This window comes from Solwaraspora sp. WMMD937 (genome assembly GCF_029581175.1).
Classification (GTDB): Bacteria; Actinomycetota; Actinomycetes; order Mycobacteriales; family Micromonosporaceae; genus Micromonospora_E.
This window is the reverse complement of record NZ_CP120738.1, coordinates 4,400,936-4,418,228: the sequence shown is the minus strand read 5'-3', so window position 1 is coordinate 4,418,228 and position 17,293 is coordinate 4,400,936. Positions and strand designations below refer to the sequence as shown.

At 70.5% G+C, this 17,293-nt stretch carries 21 protein-coding genes, 3 pseudogenes and 2 riboswitches; of the genes and pseudogenes, 13 read left to right on the top strand and 11 right to left on the bottom strand.

Annotated elements, in window-relative coordinates; genetic code table 11:
• Positions 1-59: 59 nt before the first annotated feature.
• Positions 60-187, bottom strand: a riboswitch (cobalamin riboswitch).
• Positions 188-298: 111 nt separating this feature from the next.
• Positions 299-473, top strand: a riboswitch (cobalamin riboswitch).
• 31 nt (positions 474-504) lie between these two features.
• The 3 genes from O7621_RS19645 to O7621_RS19635 are packed head-to-tail and all read left to right on the top strand — an operon-like array spanning position 505 to position 1,869.
• A complete protein-coding gene (locus tag O7621_RS19645; protein ID WP_278168918.1) occupies positions 505-705 on the top strand; it encodes a CbtB-domain containing protein in 201 nt (66 codons plus the stop codon).
• Positions 706-721: 16 nt separating this feature from the next.
• Entirely contained in the window at positions 722-1,480 is a 759-nt protein-coding gene (locus O7621_RS19640) for a CbtA family protein (protein ID WP_282230599.1), read from the top strand.
• Between the two features lie 47 nt (positions 1,481-1,527).
• Entirely contained in the window at positions 1,528-1,869 is a 342-nt protein-coding gene (locus tag O7621_RS19635; protein WP_282230598.1) for a hypothetical protein, read from the top strand.
• Positions 1,870-2,053: 184 nt separating this feature from the next.
• Here O7621_RS19635 and O7621_RS19630 read toward each other — a convergent pair whose 3' ends face one another.
• From O7621_RS19630 to O7621_RS19615, 4 genes and pseudogenes are all read right to left on the bottom strand, one after another.
• On the bottom strand, positions 2,054-2,290 hold the full coding sequence (locus O7621_RS19630; RefSeq protein ID WP_282230597.1) for a hypothetical protein: 237 nt from the start codon (positions 2,288-2,290) through the stop codon (positions 2,054-2,056).
• A 234-nt stretch (positions 2,291-2,524) separates the two neighbouring features.
• Complete coding sequence (locus O7621_RS19625) at positions 2,525-3,160, bottom strand: helix-hairpin-helix domain-containing protein (RefSeq protein WP_282230596.1); 636 nt, start codon at positions 3,158-3,160, stop codon at positions 2,525-2,527.
• Positions 3,161-3,343: 183 nt separating this feature from the next.
• A pseudogene (locus tag O7621_RS19620) lies at positions 3,344-4,027 on the bottom strand (maleylpyruvate isomerase N-terminal domain-containing protein); the annotation flags it as partial.
• Between the two features lie 39 nt (positions 4,028-4,066).
• Positions 4,067-4,489, bottom strand: a pseudogene (locus tag O7621_RS19615) (ASCH domain-containing protein); the annotation flags it as partial.
• 159 nt (positions 4,490-4,648) lie between these two features.
• Between O7621_RS19615 and O7621_RS19610 the strand changes: the two are divergent.
• The 5 genes and pseudogenes from O7621_RS19610 (at position 4,649) to O7621_RS19590 (ending at position 7,976) form a co-directional block, all read left to right on the top strand.
• A complete protein-coding gene (locus tag O7621_RS19610) occupies positions 4,649-5,167 on the top strand; it encodes a GNAT family N-acetyltransferase (RefSeq protein WP_282234660.1) in 519 nt (172 codons plus the stop codon).
• 139 nt (positions 5,168-5,306) lie between these two features.
• A pseudogene (locus O7621_RS19605) lies at positions 5,307-5,663 on the top strand (MerR family transcriptional regulator); the annotation flags it as partial.
• Positions 5,664-5,698: 35 nt separating this feature from the next.
• Entirely contained in the window at positions 5,699-6,469 is a 771-nt protein-coding gene (locus O7621_RS19600; RefSeq protein WP_282230595.1) for an aminotransferase class IV family protein, read from the top strand.
• A gap of 200 nt (positions 6,470-6,669) precedes the next feature.
• Positions 6,670-7,596 carry an RNA polymerase sigma-70 factor gene (locus O7621_RS19595; RefSeq protein ID WP_282230594.1) on the top strand — a complete coding sequence of 309 codons (927 nt, stop codon included), beginning with the start codon at positions 6,670-6,672 and terminating at the stop codon, positions 7,594-7,596.
• A complete protein-coding gene (locus O7621_RS19590; RefSeq protein WP_282230593.1) occupies positions 7,593-7,976 on the top strand; it encodes a DoxX family protein in 384 nt (127 codons plus the stop codon). The genes O7621_RS19595 and O7621_RS19590 overlap by 4 nt, the downstream gene beginning before the upstream one ends.
• A 48-nt stretch (positions 7,977-8,024) precedes the next feature.
• Here O7621_RS19590 and O7621_RS19585 read toward each other — a convergent pair whose 3' ends face one another.
• From O7621_RS19585 to O7621_RS19565, 5 genes are all read right to left on the bottom strand, one after another.
• Entirely contained in the window at positions 8,025-8,297 is a 273-nt protein-coding gene (locus O7621_RS19585) for a DUF6510 family protein (protein ID WP_282234659.1), read from the bottom strand.
• A 64-nt stretch (positions 8,298-8,361) separates the two neighbouring features.
• Entirely contained in the window at positions 8,362-9,114 is a 753-nt protein-coding gene (locus tag O7621_RS19580) for a ferredoxin reductase (protein ID WP_282230592.1), read from the bottom strand.
• Positions 9,084-9,686: a sulfite oxidase-like oxidoreductase gene (locus O7621_RS19575; RefSeq protein WP_282230591.1), complete on the bottom strand. Its 603-nt coding sequence runs from the start codon at positions 9,684-9,686 to the stop codon at positions 9,084-9,086. The genes O7621_RS19580 and O7621_RS19575 overlap by 31 nt, the downstream gene beginning before the upstream one ends.
• A gap of 85 nt (positions 9,687-9,771) precedes the next feature.
• Positions 9,772-10,086 carry a type II toxin-antitoxin system PemK/MazF family toxin gene (locus tag O7621_RS19570; RefSeq protein ID WP_278168906.1) on the bottom strand — a complete coding sequence of 105 codons (315 nt, stop codon included), beginning with the start codon at positions 10,084-10,086 and terminating at the stop codon, positions 9,772-9,774.
• Entirely contained in the window at positions 10,083-10,334 is a 252-nt protein-coding gene (locus O7621_RS19565; RefSeq protein ID WP_278168905.1) for a hypothetical protein, read from the bottom strand. The genes O7621_RS19570 and O7621_RS19565 overlap by 4 nt, the downstream gene beginning before the upstream one ends.
• A 198-nt stretch (positions 10,335-10,532) precedes the next feature.
• Here O7621_RS19565 and O7621_RS19560 point away from each other — a divergent pair, with 198 nt between their 5' ends.
• The 4 genes from O7621_RS19560 to O7621_RS19545 are packed head-to-tail and all read left to right on the top strand — an operon-like array spanning position 10,533 to position 14,278.
• Positions 10,533-11,801, top strand: coding sequence for an extracellular solute-binding protein (locus O7621_RS19560; RefSeq protein ID WP_282230590.1), 1,269 nt, complete (start codon positions 10,533-10,535; stop codon positions 11,799-11,801).
• Positions 11,802-11,832: 31 nt separating this feature from the next.
• Positions 11,833-12,792 (top strand): sugar ABC transporter permease, encoded by a 960-nt coding sequence (locus O7621_RS19555; RefSeq protein ID WP_282230589.1) that lies wholly within the window; start codon positions 11,833-11,835, stop codon positions 12,790-12,792.
• On the top strand, positions 12,789-13,661 hold the full coding sequence (locus O7621_RS19550; protein WP_282230588.1) for a carbohydrate ABC transporter permease: 873 nt from the start codon (positions 12,789-12,791) through the stop codon (positions 13,659-13,661). Before O7621_RS19555 ends, O7621_RS19550 begins: the two co-directional genes overlap by 4 nt.
• A complete protein-coding gene (locus O7621_RS19545; protein ID WP_282230587.1) occupies positions 13,658-14,278 on the top strand; it encodes a hypothetical protein in 621 nt (206 codons plus the stop codon). The genes O7621_RS19550 and O7621_RS19545 overlap by 4 nt, the downstream gene beginning before the upstream one ends.
• Before the next feature lie 32 nt (positions 14,279-14,310).
• On the opposite strand, the gene sthA is transcribed toward O7621_RS19545, so the two are convergent.
• Positions 14,311-15,714, bottom strand: coding sequence for a Si-specific NAD(P)(+) transhydrogenase (gene sthA, locus O7621_RS19540; protein ID WP_282230586.1), 1,404 nt, complete (start codon positions 15,712-15,714; stop codon positions 14,311-14,313).
• Between the two features lie 239 nt (positions 15,715-15,953).
• On the opposite strand from sthA, the gene O7621_RS19535 reads away from it, so the two are divergent.
• Complete coding sequence (locus tag O7621_RS19535; protein ID WP_282230585.1) at positions 15,954-16,403, top strand: hypothetical protein; 450 nt, start codon at positions 15,954-15,956, stop codon at positions 16,401-16,403.
• Positions 16,404-16,433: 30 nt separating this feature from the next.
• Here the strand turns inward: O7621_RS19535 and O7621_RS19530 are convergent, their stop codons facing one another.
• Entirely contained in the window at positions 16,434-17,210 is a 777-nt protein-coding gene (locus O7621_RS19530) for a serine hydrolase (protein ID WP_282230584.1), read from the bottom strand.
• Positions 17,211-17,293: the final 83 nt, after the last annotated feature.

The following is a 17,293-nucleotide window of genomic DNA, read 5'->3' as shown; positions in this document are numbered from 1 at the left end:
ATGGTGAATCCCTCCCGCGGGTGTCCACGCCCGCGTACCGGTGGACCAGCGAGCGGCCGGAGTCTCCTGGCTGCCGGATCGACGTCGCGTCCGGAGCCTTCCCGCCGCTGGGGCAGTGGCTGTCTCATGGGGACGCGACTCACCGGTCACAGTGGCGGGACCGCCCCGGATTCGCACCGGGTTCCTCCGCGCACCGCTCGCGCCGGTCATGCTCCCCCACCGGCGGTCCACCGTCAATGTGGCGCCGGTCCCGGTGCCGGCCACGGCCGCAGTCATTGCCCGAGCGGTCACCACGGCGGTACGCTGCGCAGGCCACGGTGTTCGGGAAGCCGGTGTGATTCCGGCGTGGTCCTCGCCACTGTGACCGGGAAGTGTCCGTTCCACCACGCCACTGGGCCGACGACGGTCCGGGAAGGCGGGACGGCCGCGACGATCCGGGAGCCAGGAGACCGGCCGTGGCATGCACCGCATCGCCACGAGGCATGGACGAGAGGATTTCCTGGCATGACTGCACCTTCTGTCGGCGGCGAGGTCACCACCACCGCCATCCGCGTACCGCTCGCCGGTTGGTTGCTGGCCGCCGTCGCGGCGGTCGTCATCTACCTGGTCGCGCAGGACAACGGGCTGGTGCTGGCCGGTGCCGCCGAGTTCGTGCACGAGTTCACCCACGACGGCCGGCACGCCCTCGGCGTACCGTGCCACTGAGCGGCGGCCAGCTCCGATGAGCACCTACCCGTTCGGTGCGGTGCTGGGTTGCGGCCTGCTCGCCGGCGCGGCCGCCGGCGCGGCGGGCGCGGTGGCGGCCCTGCTGATCGTCGAACCGCAGATCGAGTCGGCGCTGGTCGTCGAGGAAGCCCGCGCGGCGACCGGGCCGACTGGACACCGCCACGACGAGGAGTTGGTCGGTCGGGCCATGCAGGTCTTCGGCGGGCTGGTCGCCACCGTGGCGGTGGCGCTGTGTCTGGCGTTGATCGTCGCCGTGGTCTTCGCGGCGACCCGGCACCTGCTGCCCGGCCGCGACGACTTCCGCCGGGTGGGGCTGCTCGCCGGGCTCGGCTTCGTCGTGGTGGCGCTGCTACCGGCGATCCATTTCCCGGCCAACCCACCGGGCGTCGGTGACCCGGACACCGTCAACCAGCGCACCGGACAGTATCTGTCGTTCATCATCGCCGCGGCCGCCGTGACCTGGCTGGCGCTGCTGACCCACCGGCGGCTGACCGGCTGGGCGCGGCCGGCACCCTACCGGACGGTGGTCGCGGCGGCGCTGGCCGTCGTCGGGTACGCCCTGCTGCTGGCGCTCTGGCCGGCCACCGGGGTCGACGTGCCCGCCGACATCCCGGCGGCGCTGCTGTGGGACTTCCGGCTCGCCTCGCTGGCGCAGCTCGCCACGATGTGGACGGTACTCGGGGTGGTCTTCGGACTGCTACTCACCCCGGCCCGGACCGGTGGTCGGCGGCCCACGCTCGCCGACGTCGCGTGACGACTGAGGACGGCGCGGCGGGCCCGGCGTCCGGGCACCCCGTCCGGGTGACCGTTTGCCGAGGCTGCTGTTGCGGCACCCGCCGCAAACACCCGAACGTCGACCACGACCGGCAGCTCGACGTCCTGCGTACCAGTGCGCCGGTACGGGTGTCCGACTGCCTCAACGCCTGTGACCGGTCCAACGTAGTAGTCGTGCAGCCGGCGGTGTTGGCCCACCGACTGGGCGCCCGTGCGGTGTGGCTCGGCGGGGTGCTCGACGAGACGTCACTGTCGAGTGTCCTCAAGTGGATCGCGGCCGGCGGGCCGGGCCTGGCCGCGCCGCCGGACCGGCTCGCCGGGCTGCGGTTCGCCGCCCCCCGCTGGGGAAAGTCAGCCCCGAGCTCCTGACCGCCGTGGTGCCGTCGCTTGTCGGCCGTGACGATCCGGCGGGCCGACTGGCGACGCCGAACGTGCCCTGCCCGGATCACGGTCACCGATCGGCGCACGGCGCACGGTGCGCGGTCCGCCAGGGCCGATGGGCAGGCGGGACAGGTCCGGCTGCGGCAGCGTGTCGCAGCCGGACCGGAGACGATCAACGACCGGCCGCGCCGTAGTACGCGGTGCGCATGATCTCCTGCATGTCGTCGAGCACCGGCATCCGCGGGTTCGCCGGGGCGCACTGGTCCTCGTACGCGTTGACCGCCTGCTGCGGCAGACTGGCCAGGAACGACTCCTCGTCGACCCCGACCGCCTGGAACGACGGTTCGATCTTCGGCCAGCCGGACAGCTCGCCGGGCCGCGCCCCGTTGTGACGGATCACGTGCGGCATCAGGATCGCGTTGGTCCGGCCGTGGGCGCTGTGGAACGTCGCGCCGGCTTGGTGTGCACCTCAACGACTGCGGTCATGCCGATCACCTCGTTCGGTCGGCACCGGCGGCACCCTGCCGCCGGTGCCGACCTCATCGTCACTCGGTACGGTGATCGAACACTGCCGCCTTACGTCCCGATCGCCGGAACCTAAGTCACCAACGTCGGTCCACTTTGGCTGTCGGGCCGTACCCGGTCAGGTTGCGGAGCGGGCCGCCGCCAGCTCCCGGGCCTTGGCCGGCCAGGTCGGCAGGCTGGCGGTGGCGCGTACGCCGGCGGCACGTACCGCCGCGCGCAGCGCCGCCTCGTCGGTCGCGCCCAACTGCTCGTACGTGCGGATCCCGGCGGACTGCAGGGCGGCGGCCATCTTCGGCCCGATGCCCTCGATGCGTCGGAAGTCGTCCGCCGGCCCCGGTTCGGCGAGCGGCTCGGCAGCAGTGGACGGCTCGGCGGCCGTGGGCGGGTCGACAGCGGGTCCAGCAGCGGCTGGCTCGACGGCGGCGGCAGCGGGTTCAACGGCGGCAGCGGGTTCAACGGCGGCGGCGGGCGTCGCGGGAGCAGGATCAGCGGCCAGCGCCGGCTCGGGGTCGACCGGCTCGGGGTCGACCGGCTTGTCGGCGGTGGGCTCGACACTGACCGGCTCGGCCGCGGCGGGCTCGGCGGGAACCTCGGTGGCGGGCTCGGTCTTGACCGGATCAGCCGGCGATGCGGGTTCCGGCCGGGCCGGTTCGGCCGGCGACGGCTCCTCCGAGGTAGCAGTCGGCGGCTCGGCCACGGCAGTCGCCTCGGGCTTCACCGAGGCGTCCTTGCCGGCGGCGGACCGGCGGCTCATCACGAGCCACCCGGCGACTGCACCGAGCAACACCACGACCAGCAGAATCAGTATGTTCCCGAGGGACCAGTCCACGGCAAACCTCCAGCACCAAAAGTCAGAATCGCGAAAGGGTCTCGTTGTGGCCTTGTCGCTGTCAACCTACGGGCAGTCGCAAGGCGCTTCGAGGGCAGGTCGGTCCCGCTACTCTTCGCCAACCATGGTGGGACGGTGCGTGCCGCCGAAGAACGGAGAGCGCACCCCCCGCGGGTGCAGTTCCGCCGGATCCACGTCACCTGAACCGACCCGCCCGGTGACCGCGCGTACCAATGTCGGCCGGTCCCATCGGCGCGCCGCCCGCAGCGGCGCCAGGGTGGTGCCCGCCGACAGCGCCACCACCAGGTCCGCCGCCGGGGCGGTCAGCCACGACGCCATGCCGAGGCCGTCGGCCAGGTCGACACCGTGGACGGCGAGCTCGACGACCCGGGTGGCCTGGAAGTCGGTCAGCGTCATCAGGTCACCGTGCCGGGTGACGACCAGGCGGTCCGGCGACTGCGCCGCGACTCGCGCGGCGGCGGCCGCTGCCCGCGCCGCCAGCTCGTCGACAGCGGCGGAAACCGTCCGAGCCGCCGCCCACCGCTGAGCGTCGGCGATCCGCCCACCGTCCGCATCGGGACGGAACCGTGCGTCGGGCGTGTAGTAGCCGATCGCGTCCACCGGGCCGTCGGGGCCGGCGGCAGGTGCGCCGTCGTCGAGCATCTCGACGGTACGGGACAGCGCGATCACGGTGTGCGCAAGCAGTTCCTTGACTGTCCACGGCGCGCATCTGGTCGGCCGGTCAAAGTCCGCCCCCGGTACGGCCCGTAGCGCGTCGACCGCCGCTCGGCTCTCGGCGGCGTAGGCGAGGGCCACCTCGCCGGACCGCCAGATCCGCTGCACGATCCGGAACCGTTCGGCCACCACCATCGTCCGGGCGTCGACGGTGAACGTCTCGTCACCGAGAGCGGCCCGCATCGGCGCCGACTGCCAGAAGTCGATGTGCGCGCGGCGCCAGCCGGCTACGTCGGTGAACCCTTCACCTTCGTCGACGGCGTGAGCGAGGTCCACCTCGGCAAGTGGGACCACCCGTACCTCGGTGGTCTCCAGCACCGCGCAGGGCCGGTCCGCCGAGTCCACCAGAACGGACCGGTCCCCCGCGACCGGCAGCGGCTCGTCCTCGTGCCGGTACTCGCGCAGCAGCCCGGACGTGGAAGTCTTCGCACCGGTGAGGATCGCCGCGACCAGCCGGTCGCGCAGCGGCCCGGGGAACGCGAACTGGGCCTTCGGCAGGTCGTTGAGGTGGTGCGGCAGGTTCTGACCGCCACCACGGTCCGCCTCGGTCGCCACAGCGGCAGTGTACTGGCGGCGGTGCCGCCTGGTCCCACCCACGATCGTGTGCCGCCGGCCGACGACCGTCGCGCAATTGACGTGACGGCACACGACCAGGTACGCCACGATGTGCCGGTGACGATGTCAGACGCGCGTACCGTATCGCTGCACCCGATGACCCAGAGCGAGTACGACGTACGGATTCCCGCACTGGTGGCGGGTTATGCCGGTGACCTGCTGCGGTCCGGTCGGGCCACCACCGAGACGGCACTGACCGAGTCCCGCCGCCAGCACGCCGAGTTGGTGCCCGACGGGCTGGCCACCGAGCGGATGCTGTTCCTCGTCGTGCGGCAGACGGGCACCGACGACGCGCGGCCGGTCGGCTGGATCTGGGTCGGGCTGCCGGATCCGGCAGAGCCGGAGCGGCCGGCCTGGATCTACAACATCGAGGTGGACACCGCCCACCGCGGCACCGGGTACGGGCGGGCCATCCTGGCCGCTGTCGAGCCGGTGCTGGCGGCGCGCGGAGTCACCCGGCTCGGGTTGAACGTTTTCGGAGACAACCTGGCGGCCCGCCGACTGTACGAGTCGACCGGATTCACGGTCACCGCTCAGCAGATGGTCAAGCCGATCGGTTCCGCGCCGCAGGAGTCGGCGTGACGAATCCGACGTACCGCTGCCGGCGCGACTTCACGGAGCTTGTATCTCGAGCCGCTTGAGATCGCACAGTGGACGTCGTGGAGATGAACGAGCTGTACCCCACCGGGGATGTCGCCCGACGTACCGGTCTGAGCGTCAGCGCCGCGAGTTGCACCAGGTGTGCACCACCGGGGCCGGGCCGCTGATGACCTCATCGCCGATGCTGGACCGGATGGAGGCGGCTACGCCGATCGGCCAGGCGGTGATGGACGCGGCGCGGGACCGGGTACCACCGGACTCGCCGCAGGGGCGGGAGATCGCCGACCGGTGGATGGGCTGGCTGACCGGCGTATTCGCGACACCGGACAGCCCGGGTTCGCCGGATACCCCCGAATTCCGGATCCAGACGGCCGACCACATGGCGCTGGTCACTGCCGTCAACGGCGTGGAGCCGGAACGGTTCCCGTTCGAGTGGCTGGCCGAGGCGCTGCGCGCGTCCGCCCCACCGGTCTGCTGATCGCGGCGGCCATGCCCGGATCGGAGACTGGCATCATGCTGCTGAACGGGAAGCCCGTCGATCTGGATCACCTGAGAGTCCTGGGTCTCACCAACTACGGTCACTTCACGTCCATGCGAGTGGACGCCGGCCGGGTGCGCGGACTCGCACTTCACCTCGACCGGCTGGCAAGGGACTGCCGCGCGCTCTTCGGCGCGGAACTCGATCAGCACGAGGTTCGCAGCTATGTCCGCCAGGTTGTGGGTTCCGCCGAGTCGACCGTCGCCAGGGTGACGGTGTTCGACCCGGACCTCGACCTGGGGTATCCCGCCAGCGCATCACGCCCTCAGGTGCTCGTCACCACACGAGCGGTGTCGTCGGTCCCACCACGACCGCTGGCGCTTACCACTCGCTGCTACGAGCGGGACGTACCGGCCGTCAAGCACCTCGGCCTGTTCGCGACGATGTTCCACCGCCGGCAGGCTCAACTCGCTGGGTTCGATGACGTGCTGTTCGTGGACAGGGAGGGTTTCATCTCCGAGGGGGCGACCTGGAACCTCGGCCTGATCGAAGGCGACGAGATCGTCTGGCCACGGGCACCGGTGCTGCCGGGAATCACGATGGCATTGATCCAGCAGGTACGCGCAGGGCTCGAGCGCCGCGTCGACGTGTCGGAGCTGGATCGCTACGCCGCGGCCTTCACCACCAACGCCGCGGTTGGCGTCCGGGCTGTCACCGCGATCGACGCCACCCGATGGTCCGACATGACTCCGCTGGTCGAGCAGATTCGCAAGGACTACAGCGCCATCCCCGGCGAACCGCTCTGATGCCCTGCACGTCGGTACATACACCTGCCCCCGGCCAGTGCGGCGCTGCCGCACCCTCCATGTTGCGATCTGCCGGCGCCGCACTGTGACCCGGGTAACACCCTGTCATGCCGGGTCGGGGTGTCTCGTCTGTGGTGGTGAGGACGACGAGTGGAGACCACCCGATGACGACCCGTACCGAAGGGCGGCGGTAGTCGGCCATGCCGCCCACCGAAATCTACGACGAACTGCGCCCGTGGGCGTTCACCATCGCCTACCGGATGCTCGGCAGCGTCAGCGAGGCCGAGGACGTCACGCAGGAGACGTTCCTGCGGATGCACCAGAGTGCGCTGCGGGGCGAGGCGATCGCCTCACCCCGGGCGTACGCCGCCACGCTGGCCACCCGGTTAGCCATCGACCAGCTCCGCTCGGCCCGGGTCCGTAGGGAACGTTACGTCGGCGAGTGGCTGCCTGAGCCGCTGGTCACCGATCCCACACCGGCCGAGCAGGCGGAGACCGCCGATTCACTGTCGCTGGCCTTTCTCGTCCTGCTGGAGAGCCTGTCAGCGCAGCAGCGCGCCGCGTTCCTGCTGCGCGAGGTGTTCGACTACCCGTACCCGCAGGTGGCCGAGATCGTCGGCGCCGACGTGGACGGTGCCCGGCACCTGGTCGCCCGGGCGCGGGAGAAGATCCGCGCGCGCCGACCGCGTTACCACGCCAGCCGGCGGCAACGCGACGAGCTGGCCCGACGGTTCCTCGCTGCCGCCCAGCAGGGCGACCTGCCGGCGTTGGAGCAGTTGCTGGCGCAGGACGTGGCGATGCACGGCGACGGCGGCGGCAAGGTTCCCGCGCTGCCCCGGCCGGTGTACGGGCGTACCCGGGTGGCCCGCGTCCTGGCGACCTGGCTGCCCCGGCTGCCGGATCTCGGGGTACGGCTGAGGCCGGCCTCGGTCAACGGACAACCCGGCGCGGCCGCCTACGACCCGCAGGACCGGCTGGTCGGGGTCATCGGGCTGGACATCGCCAACGGGCGGGTCCGCGCCATCCACTCCATCGCCAACCCGGACAAGTTGCGGCACCTGGGCCCGGTCGGCGACCCCACCACCGTGGTACGTGCCGCTCGCGACCGATCGAAAGGACAACCATGAATTTCGTACTGTGGATCGTCACCGGCTGGCTGGCCGTCGTCATGGTGGTCAGCACCGGGAAGGTGCTGGTGCCCCGGGAGAAGCTGGCCTCGATCGGTCGGGCCGGGGAGTGGGTGATGGACTTCAGCCCTCGCACGCTGTGGGTCATCACGATCCTGGAGCTGTTGGCGGCAGCGGGGCTGATCCTGCCGGCGGTACTCGGCATCGCCCCGGTCCTGGTGCCGGTGACCGCAGTCTGCGTCGCGGTGCTGTTCACCGGTGCGGCGACCATGCGGCTGCGACGCGGCGAGCGCCTGACGGTTTTGCCCGACCTGGTCTATGCCGCGATGGCCGCGTTCGTCGCCTGGGGCCGGTTCGGTCCCGCGCCGTTCACCGGCTGAGTTGATCCGACTCCGCCGGGCCGGTCCGCCCGGCGGAGACGGAGATGCTCAACCCATCGGCACGGCGATCCGCAGGCTCAGTGCACCGTGCAGGTCGAGCCAGACGTCGACCGGGCCGCGTACCAGTCGCAGCAGCACCCCGGTGCAGTGCGGGCAGCGGGCGACCAGGCCGGGCGCGTCGGAGTAGACCCTCAGGGCGGCGAGCGGTCCGGCCCGCCCGCAGCTGGCGCAGCGGCCGATCGCGGTGGTGACGTCCACCGCGAAGATCTCGCCCAGCGGACCGGCCAGCGCGTTACCGTCCAGGTGGTGCTCGTCGGGCAGGTGCTGCTCGTCCGTCAGATGACGTCCGTCGCGCAGCACCGACGTCACGGGCCGATCAGTCATGTCAACCTCCGGTGGGTCCGAATCGTTCCGTGCGGACGCGGCGGGGGTCGTGCCCGAGGGCGATCAGGATGTCGGCGACCGTCTCCACGAAGCCGGTCGGCCCGCAGACATAGCAGGCCGGTTCGAGCATGGCCGGCCAGCCGTCGGTGTTGACCCGGGAGACTCCGATCCGGCCGACCTGGCCGGGCCAGCCCTCGGGCGCCTGGCGGGTGTAGACGTAGCTGACGTCGAGACCGGCGTCGTCGCGGGCGCGGCGGCGCAACTCGTCGGCGTAGTAGACGTCGGCCGGGGTACGCACCGAGTAGATGAGCCGGAACGGTACCCGGCTTCGGGCGACCCGCCGGGCGCGGATCATCGCCATCAGCGGCACGATGCCGGAGCCGCCAGCGATCAACAGCACCGGATCCGTCGTGTCCGGTCGCCACACGAACCAGCCGCCGACCGGTCCGCGGATCTCCACCGGATCACCGACGGCGTACGGGCCGGCCAGGTAGCCGGAGACCTCGCCGTCGGGCACCCGCTGCACGGTCAGCTCGACCCGGTCGCCGTCGGCCGCGTTGGCGACCGAGTAGCTGCGCTGTGCCTGGTAACCGTCGGCGGCGGTGAGCCGCACGTCGACGTGCTGGCCGGGCAGGTGTCCGGGCCAGTCCGGCACGTCGAGCAGCAGGGTACGGGCGGTCGTCGTCTCGTCGCGGACGGCGGCGAGGCGGGCCACCCGCCAGCTCAGTCGCCCTGGTACCGCTGCTCGCGCCATGGGTCACCGTACTCGTGGTAGCCGGCGGTCTCCCAGAAGCCGGGTTCATCGTCGGTCAGCAGCCGGATGCCGTGCACCCATTTGGCCGACTTCCACAGATAGAGGTGCGGCACCAGCAGCCGGGCCGGGCCGCCGTGCTCCGGGCTCAGGTCGGCGTCGTCGTAGCGGTAGGCGATCCATGCCTGCCCGTCGAGCAGGTCGGCCAGTGGCAGGTTGGTGGTGTAACCGCCGTACGAGTGGGCGAGGGCGTAGTCGGCGCTGGTGTCTATGTCAGCCAGCAGGGTGTCGAGGGAGACGCCGTGCCAGCGGGTGCCGAGCTTGGACCACTTGGTCACGCAGTGCAGGTCGACGGTGACGTCCTCACTGGGCAGGTCGAGCAGCTCCGGCCAGCTCCACCGCTGCTCGGTGCCGTCCTCGGTGGTGACCACGAACTGCCAGCCGGCGACGTCGATGCGCGGGGTCGGGCCGGCGGACAGCACCGGGAAGTCCTCGGTCAGATACTGTCCCGGCGGCAGGGTGACAGCGCCGGGAGAACGTGGACGGCCCTGGAACCCGGGCGACACGATACCCATCGGACCGTCGTACCACCTGGCCAGGCGCTTCCGCCAGCGTCGGCGGGGATTGCACCCGTCCGAGGTGCCAGGCCGCGCGCACCTGTCAGAGGTCGAACAGGTCCCGCATCGCCTCTTCCAGTCGGGCCATGCTGGCACCGGTCACCATGCCGACCCGTTCCGCCCCGGATCGGCCGGAGATGCGGCGCATCCGGTTGACCACGACGACTCCGGACAGCGGGTCGGTCTCGGCCAGCGGCACCACGAACGGCGGCAGGCTGGTGGCGCCGCGCTGGCGGACGATCGGCGCGCAGTACGGGGCGGCCCTGGGCCGCTCGTTGTGCGTGTCGCCGGACAGCACCACTACCCGGTAGCGCAGGTCGGAGCGCTCGCCGACGGTCCAGATCTCGCCGCGGTTCACGCCGCGTCAGACAGGTCGGACCAGCCGGACTCCAGCGTGTCGGCGAGTTCGTCGAAGCCGTCCAGTTCGTCGCGGACCTCCGGGTTGGCGGCCAGCCACTCCTCGTGTGCCCGGGCGGCGTCGCGGCGCGCTTCCCGGCGGGCGGCCCGGTCGATCCAGTCGGAGAGCGTCATCCCGTCCCGTTCGGCAGCGGCCCGCGCCCTGGCCAGGGTCTGCGGGCTCAGCCGCAGGGTGACCATCTCTGCCATGTCGCGATGGTACGACCAGGGCGGCCGGCGTGCTGCCCCGGCCCGGCCCGGGTCGGCGGGCATGTCGCGGAGTTGTAACGTTCAAGTCAGCCATTGACGCACATGTAACTGACTCCTAACCTACGTTGACAAGCGCTTCCTGTGGCCCCTGACACATGGTTACGCACCTGCTGGTCGGCTCGGATCCGGAGGTTTCTGATGGCAATATTGAAACGATTCACCAGGTCGCTGGCCATCGCTGCCACCCTCTCGCTGGTCGCCACCGGCACCGTCGCCTGCGGCGACGACACCGAGTCGGGCGAGGTCGCGCTGCGCTACTCCTGGTGGGGCAACGCCGATCGGGCCGACCTGATGCAGCAGGCGATCGACCTGTTCGAGGAGAAGAACCCGGGCATCACCGTGACGCCGAGCTTCCAGGAATACGAGGCGTACTGGCAGAAGCTGACCACCGAGACCGCCGGCGGCAACATGCCGGACGTCCTGCAGATGGACTTCTCCTACCTGCGCGAGTACGCCGACCGGGGAGTGCTCGGCGGTCTCGACGAGCACATCGGCACCGACCTCGTCCTCGACGACCTGCTGGCCGGGTTCGACGGCGCCGGCGCGGTCGACGGCACGCTGTACGCGGTCCCGGTGGGCGGCAACACCTGGAGCATGTTCTACAACCCGGCGCTGTTCGAGCAGGCCGGGGTGCCCGCGCCGGCGATCGGCTGGACCTGGGACGACTACCACGCCGCGATGGCCACCATCAAGGCCGAGACCGGCACCTACGGCGGCGGCAACTACACCGGGGTGATCTACAACCTTGAGGCGCAGCTGCGTCAGGAGGGCGGCGCGCTGTTCACCGAGGACGGCCGCCTCGGCTTCAGCAAGGAACGGCTGGCGCGGTTCTGGCAGCAGGGCATGGACCTGATCGAGCAGGACGTGGTCCTGCCGGTGGAGACCGCCGTCCAGATCAAGCCGGCTTCCCTGTGGGTCGACGATCTGGCCGCCTCCGACCTCAGCTGGGACAACTTCCTCACCCGGTACGCGGGCGAGACCGACACCGAGATCAGGCTGGGCCCGGTGCCCAGCAACAACCCGGGGCAACTCGGGCAGTACCTCAAACCGGCGATGCTGCTGAGCACGTCGGCCGACACCGAGCATCCGGAGGCGGCCGCCAGACTGATCTCCTTCATGATCAACCATCCGGAGGTGGGTCGGATCTTCGGCGGCAACCGTGGCCTGCCGGCTACCAACGCCCAACGCGACGCGGCCGAACTCGACGGACCGCTGGCCGCCGTGGCCGCCTACGAGGAGACCATCGCCGATCTGCTCACCCAGGCACCGCCGGCGCCACCGCGCGGTGCCGGCAGCATCGAGGCGGCGTTCATCCGGATCAGCGAGGAACTGCACTACGGGCGGATCGGCGTGGCAGGAGCGGTCGACCAGCTCTTCGCCGAAGCCGAGGAAGTCCTCGAGCCCTGATCCGTACGCGGTGACCAGCCCGAGAGATCCGATGACAAGCTCCACCGTCGACTCCGCCCGGCCCGCGGCAGCCGGCCGCCGTAGACCGGCGACGCCGCCATCGGGTCGCCGCAACGGCGACCCAGTGGCCGGTTACCTGTTCCTGTCCCCCTGGATCGTCGGCATGCTGCTGCTGACGGTCGGCCCGATGGCGGCCTCGCTGTATCTGTCGTTCACCGACTACAACCTGTTCACCAAGCCGGGATGGGTCGGGCTGGACAACTACCGCCGGCTCTTCGACGACGACCGGTGGCTGCAGTCGGTCCGGGTCACCGCTGGCTATGTGCTGCTCGCCGTACCGTTGAAGCTCGTCGCGGCGCTGGCGGTGGCGATGCTGCTCAACCAGCGCCGCCGCGGCCAGGGTTTCTACCGGGCAGCGTTCTACGGGCCGTCGTTGATCGGCGCCAGCGTCAGCGTCGCCATCGTCTGGAAGGCGCTGTTCAGCGACGACGCGGTGGTCGACCGACTGCTGAGCTCGGTCGGCCTGGACAGCGGCGGATGGGTCGGCAATCCCAACTTTTCGCTGCTCATGCTGGTGCTGCTGGCGGCCTGGCAGTTCGGCGCGCCTATGGTGATCTTCCTCGCCGGACTCAAGCAGGTGCCGACCGAGCTGTACGAGGCGGCCGAGGTGGACGGCGCCGGCCGGGCGCGTCGGTTCTGGTCGGTGACCCTGCCGATGATCTCGCCGGTGCTGTTCTTCAACCTGCTGCTGGAGACGATCAACTCGTTCCAGATCTTCACCTCGGCGTACGTCATCGGCGGCCGCAACGGCAGCCCTGCCGGCTCGACCCTGTTCTACACGGTCTACCTCTATGACCGGGGCTTCACCGACTTCCGGATGGGCTACGCCTCGGCGATGGCCTGGATGCTACTGCTCGGCGTGGGGCTGGTGACCGCGATGCTGTTCCGGACTGCCCGTGGCTGGGTCCACTACTCGGGAGACGACCGATGACCCCCGGGTCCCAGGCGGCGGGTGCCGCCACCCGGCGGCGTCGCCTCGGCAGCGTCGGCTGGCATCTGGCGGCGGTGGCGCTGCTGGTGATCATCCTCTACCCGGTGGTCTGGGTCGTCTCCGCCTCGTTCAAACCGTCCGGGTCGATCGTCGGCAGCCTGGAACTGTTTCCCCAGGACCCGACGCTGGGCAACTACCAGCGGGCGGCCGAGGGCATGGCCGGTATCAGCGTGCTGCGGTTCTTCTGGAACTCGGCGGTGCTGGCGGTGCTCGCCGTGGTCGGGACGGTGGCGTCGTCGGCCCTGGCCGGCTACGCCTTCGCCCGGCTACGGTTCCGTGGTCGTACCGTCCTGTTCGTACTGATGATCTCGACCCTGCTGCTGCCGTTCCACGTGCTGATCGTCCCGCAGTACGCGGTCTTCCAGAAACTCGCTCTGGTCGACACCTACGTGCCGCTGCTGGCCGGCAAGTTCCTCGCCGCCGAGGCGTTCTTCGTCTTCTTGATGGTCCAGTTCATGCGCGGCATCCCGCATGAGCTGGACGAGTCGGCCCGGATCGACGGCGCTGGGCCGTGGGGCATCTTCTGGCACGTGGTGCTGCCGTTGTCCCGGCCGGCAATGGTCACCACGGCCATCTTCACCTTCATCTGGACCTGGAACGACTTCCTCGCCCCGCTCATCTACCTCAGCACCCCGGACAAGTACCCGTTGCCGTTGGCGCTGCAGCTCTACATCGATCAGACCACGCTGTCCGACTACGGTGCATTGATGGCCATGTCGATGCTCGCTCTGCTGCCGGTCATCGGGTTCTTCCTGCTCTTCCAGCGTCTGCTGGTCGACGGGGTCGCCACCTCGGGGCTGAAGGGGTGAGCGCCACCGGCCGCGACGACCTCGCCACCACCGCCGGAGCAGGTGTGCGTGGCGCCCGCTTCGCGTTGTTCGGTGAGACCCTGCTGGTCGGAGTGCTGGTGCTGGTCAGCGGGCTGCCGCTGGTCACGCTGCTGGCCGCGTTGGCCGCCGGGTGCGCGCAGCTGCGGGCGTACGTCGACGACACCGGCAGCACCCGGCTCGGTGCCTTCGGCGTACGGTTGCGGGCCGCGCTGCCCGGCAGCTGGCGGTGGTCGCTCGCGGCGGTCGGGGCCGGACTGCTGCTGTACTTCGACGCGGCGGTGGTACGCACCGGCCAGTTGCCCGTCGGTGAGCTGGTCGCGGCGGCCTGCCTGCTCACCGCGGTCGGCCTGGGCGCCGTACTGTTGCGGGCCGCCGCTGGCTGGCACCCGGGCGCAGCCTGGCCGGCGCTGCTGCGCACCGCGGTGCACACGCTGCGGACCGACCCCGGCGGTACGGTGCTGCTGACGCTTTCCCTCACCGGTCTGATCCTGGTCACCTGGCAGCTGGTCCCCCTGGTGGTGCCGATGACCGGCTGTGTACTGCTCGCCGCAGTCGCGGTGCACCGCCGTCGGGCAGCACCGGCTGGACCCGACTGACCCTCCGGGCCCGTCGGATGGACAGCCGACCGTCAGTCGTGCAGCTGGGCGAGGTGCCGCATCTTGTTCATCGCGTCCAGCGCGGCGACCTTGTACGCCTCGGCAAGGGTCGGATAGTTGAACACGGCGTCGACAAAGTAGTCGACGGTGCCGTTGCAGCCCATCACCGCCTGCCCGATGTGCACCAGTTCGGTGGCCCCGGTGCCGAAGATGTGCACGCCGAGCAGTTGCCGGCTGTCCGGGGCGACCAGCAGCTTGAGCATCCCGTACGAGTCGCCGACGATCTGCCCACGGGCGAGCTCCCGGTAGCGGGCGACCCCCACCTCGAAGGGCATCCGGTTGTCGGTGAGCTGGTCCTCGGTGCTGCCGATGAAGCTGATCTCCGGGATCGTGTAGATGCCGATCGGTTGTAGCTGCGGCATGCCACGGGCTGGTTCACCGCAGGCGTGGTGAGCGGCGAGCCGGCCCTGCTCCATCGAGGTGGAGGCCAGGGCGGGAAAACCGATGATGTCCCCCACCGCGTAGATGTGCCCGGCCGTGGTCTGGAAGCTTTCGTTGACCTGAATCCGGCCCCGGGTGTCGGCGGTCAGGCCGGCCCGCTCCAGATCGAGGTCACCGGCGACGCCCTGGCGCCCGGCGGAGTACATCACGGTGTCGGCGGCGATCCGCTTGCCGCTCTCCAGCACCGCGACCGCCCCGCGCTGGTGGCGCTGCACCGACGCCACCTCCTCACCGAATCGGAAGGTGACAGCGAGGTCACGCAGATGATACTTGAGCGCTTCGACGATCTCCAGGTCGCAGAACTCGAGCATCCGGTCCCGCCGCTCCACCACGGTGACCTCGGTGCCGAGCGCGGCGAACATCGAGGCGTACTCGATGCCGATCACCCCGGCTCCGATCACCAGCATCGACTGCGGCACCTGTTCGAGGTTGATGATGCCGTCCGAGTCGATGATGGTCCGCTCGTCGAAGTCGACGCTGGCCGGGCGGGCCGGGCGGGTGCCGGCCGCGATCACGATCTTCTCGGCGGTGACCTTGTTTCCGTGGCCGGTCGCATCGGTCACCACCACGGTGTGCGGGTCATCGAACCGTGCCGTGCCGGTCATGATCCGTACCCGGTTGCGGGTCAACTGGCTGCGGGTCACGTCGATCTCGCGCCCGATCACGTGCTGGGTCCGGGCGGCCAGGTCACTGACCGTGATGTGATCCTTGACCCGGTAACTCTGACCGTAGACCTCGCGCTGGTTGAGGCCGGTCAGGTAAAGGACGGCCTCGCGCAGGGTCTTGGAGGGGATGGTGCCGGTGTTGATGCACACGCCGCCGAGCATGTGCGCGCGCTCGACGACCATGACGCTCCGGTCGAGCTTCGCCGCGGCGATCGCCGCCTTCTGTCCGCTGGGGCCGGATCCGATCACGAGCACGTCGACGTCATACACCGGCCCAGTCTGACAGGCCCGGGTTTCCGGATGCTTACGACCACCCCTGTCCGTCCGGACGACCTGGGGCGATGGACGGGTTGCCTTCCGCAGCGAAAAGCCTACTATGGGGCAGCACATGAAGGCGACGTGTATGAATATATGACGGCACAGGCGTTGATGTCCGCTATGCCGTAGGCCACCGCTTCCCTCGCCAGTCGGAGCTCCGCCCCGCCCAGTCGGACCTGAGAGGCACTACCGTGAGCCACCCCTACCGCACTGCTGCTGACCACTCCGGATTCTCCCCCTCCCGCCGCCGGCCCGTCTGGCTGTGGATCACCGCGCCGGTCGTGCTGGCCGTCCTGGTCATCGGGATCGGCGCGCTGACCAGGGGCGAGCAGTCGCAGGCGACTCCGGCGCCAGCGGCCGACGAGAGCACATCGCAGACCCCACCGGCCGACACCGAAGGCTGGCAGGCATGCCAGGACCTGCGTGAGATCAGCGCGGCCGAGCTCGACCACGACGTCAATCGGGAAATCGGCCGGCAGGCACAGGCATCGACCGACGCCACCCTGGCCGCTCGCGGAAAAGACCTGGTGGACGCCGCCCGGGCCGCCGCCGACCAGGAGCCGATCGAGGGGAACCTGACGATCTCGGCCGCTCAGGTCGACCTGCGCGAGGCCTGCGACCGGGCGTTCGGCCCGGCCTGACCCGCCGACACGGTGCCGGCCGGCCGAGGGCTAGCCGGCCGGGGCCGGCCGGCGCCACGTGTCGAAGGCGATTCGCACCGCCTGTTCCACCGCCGCGATGCCGGCATCCAGCGAGTCGTGGTGGTCGGACAGCACCGCCACCAGCCAGTCGTGGTCGTCCTCGACGATCCGCCCGATGCTGTTGACAAGCCAGCGTCCGTCATGATCGTCGACGGTGTCCCAGCCGTTCTTCACCCAGGTACGGGAGCCGGTCGTACCGGCACCGACCGGCACCCCCCACCGCTGTCCGTCGACTACCCGACCCATCAGGTCCAGCACCAGGCCCCGGTCCGCCGGTCGCAGCGGGCTCTCCTCGTCGACCAGCACTCGGAGCAGCCGGACCTGGTCGGCTGAGGTGGTGACGGTCGTTCCCCAGGCCGACCTCGGTCGGGTCCGGGCCAGGCCGAGTCCGGTGCTGACCCGGTCCAGTCCAGAGACGCCGCCGATGGCGGCGAAGAGTTCACTGGCCGCCGCGTTGTCACTGGCTGTGATCATGACCTCGGCCCGGTCGCGTTGCACGGCGGTCAACGGGATCCCGTCCCGGTCCAGCAGCAGGGCAGTGAGAATCCCCACCTTGACGATGCTCGCCGTCTGGAACTGGAGCTCGTCACCGGTACGGAACCCGGCCCCGGTGCCGCGCTCGACAGCCGCGAAGCTGAACTGGCCGGGCAGGCCGGCGGCGTATCCGCGTACCTGTCGGGCCGCCAGCGCCGCCCGGCGGCGCTGCTCCGCCACGACGTCCGGGGTCGGCACCGCAGAGGTCGGCACGGCCACCACCGTACCCCGGCCCGCCGGCGGCCACCCGACCGCCGGCCACCGGTAAAAGCGGCGGCAGCGCCGCCACCCATCAC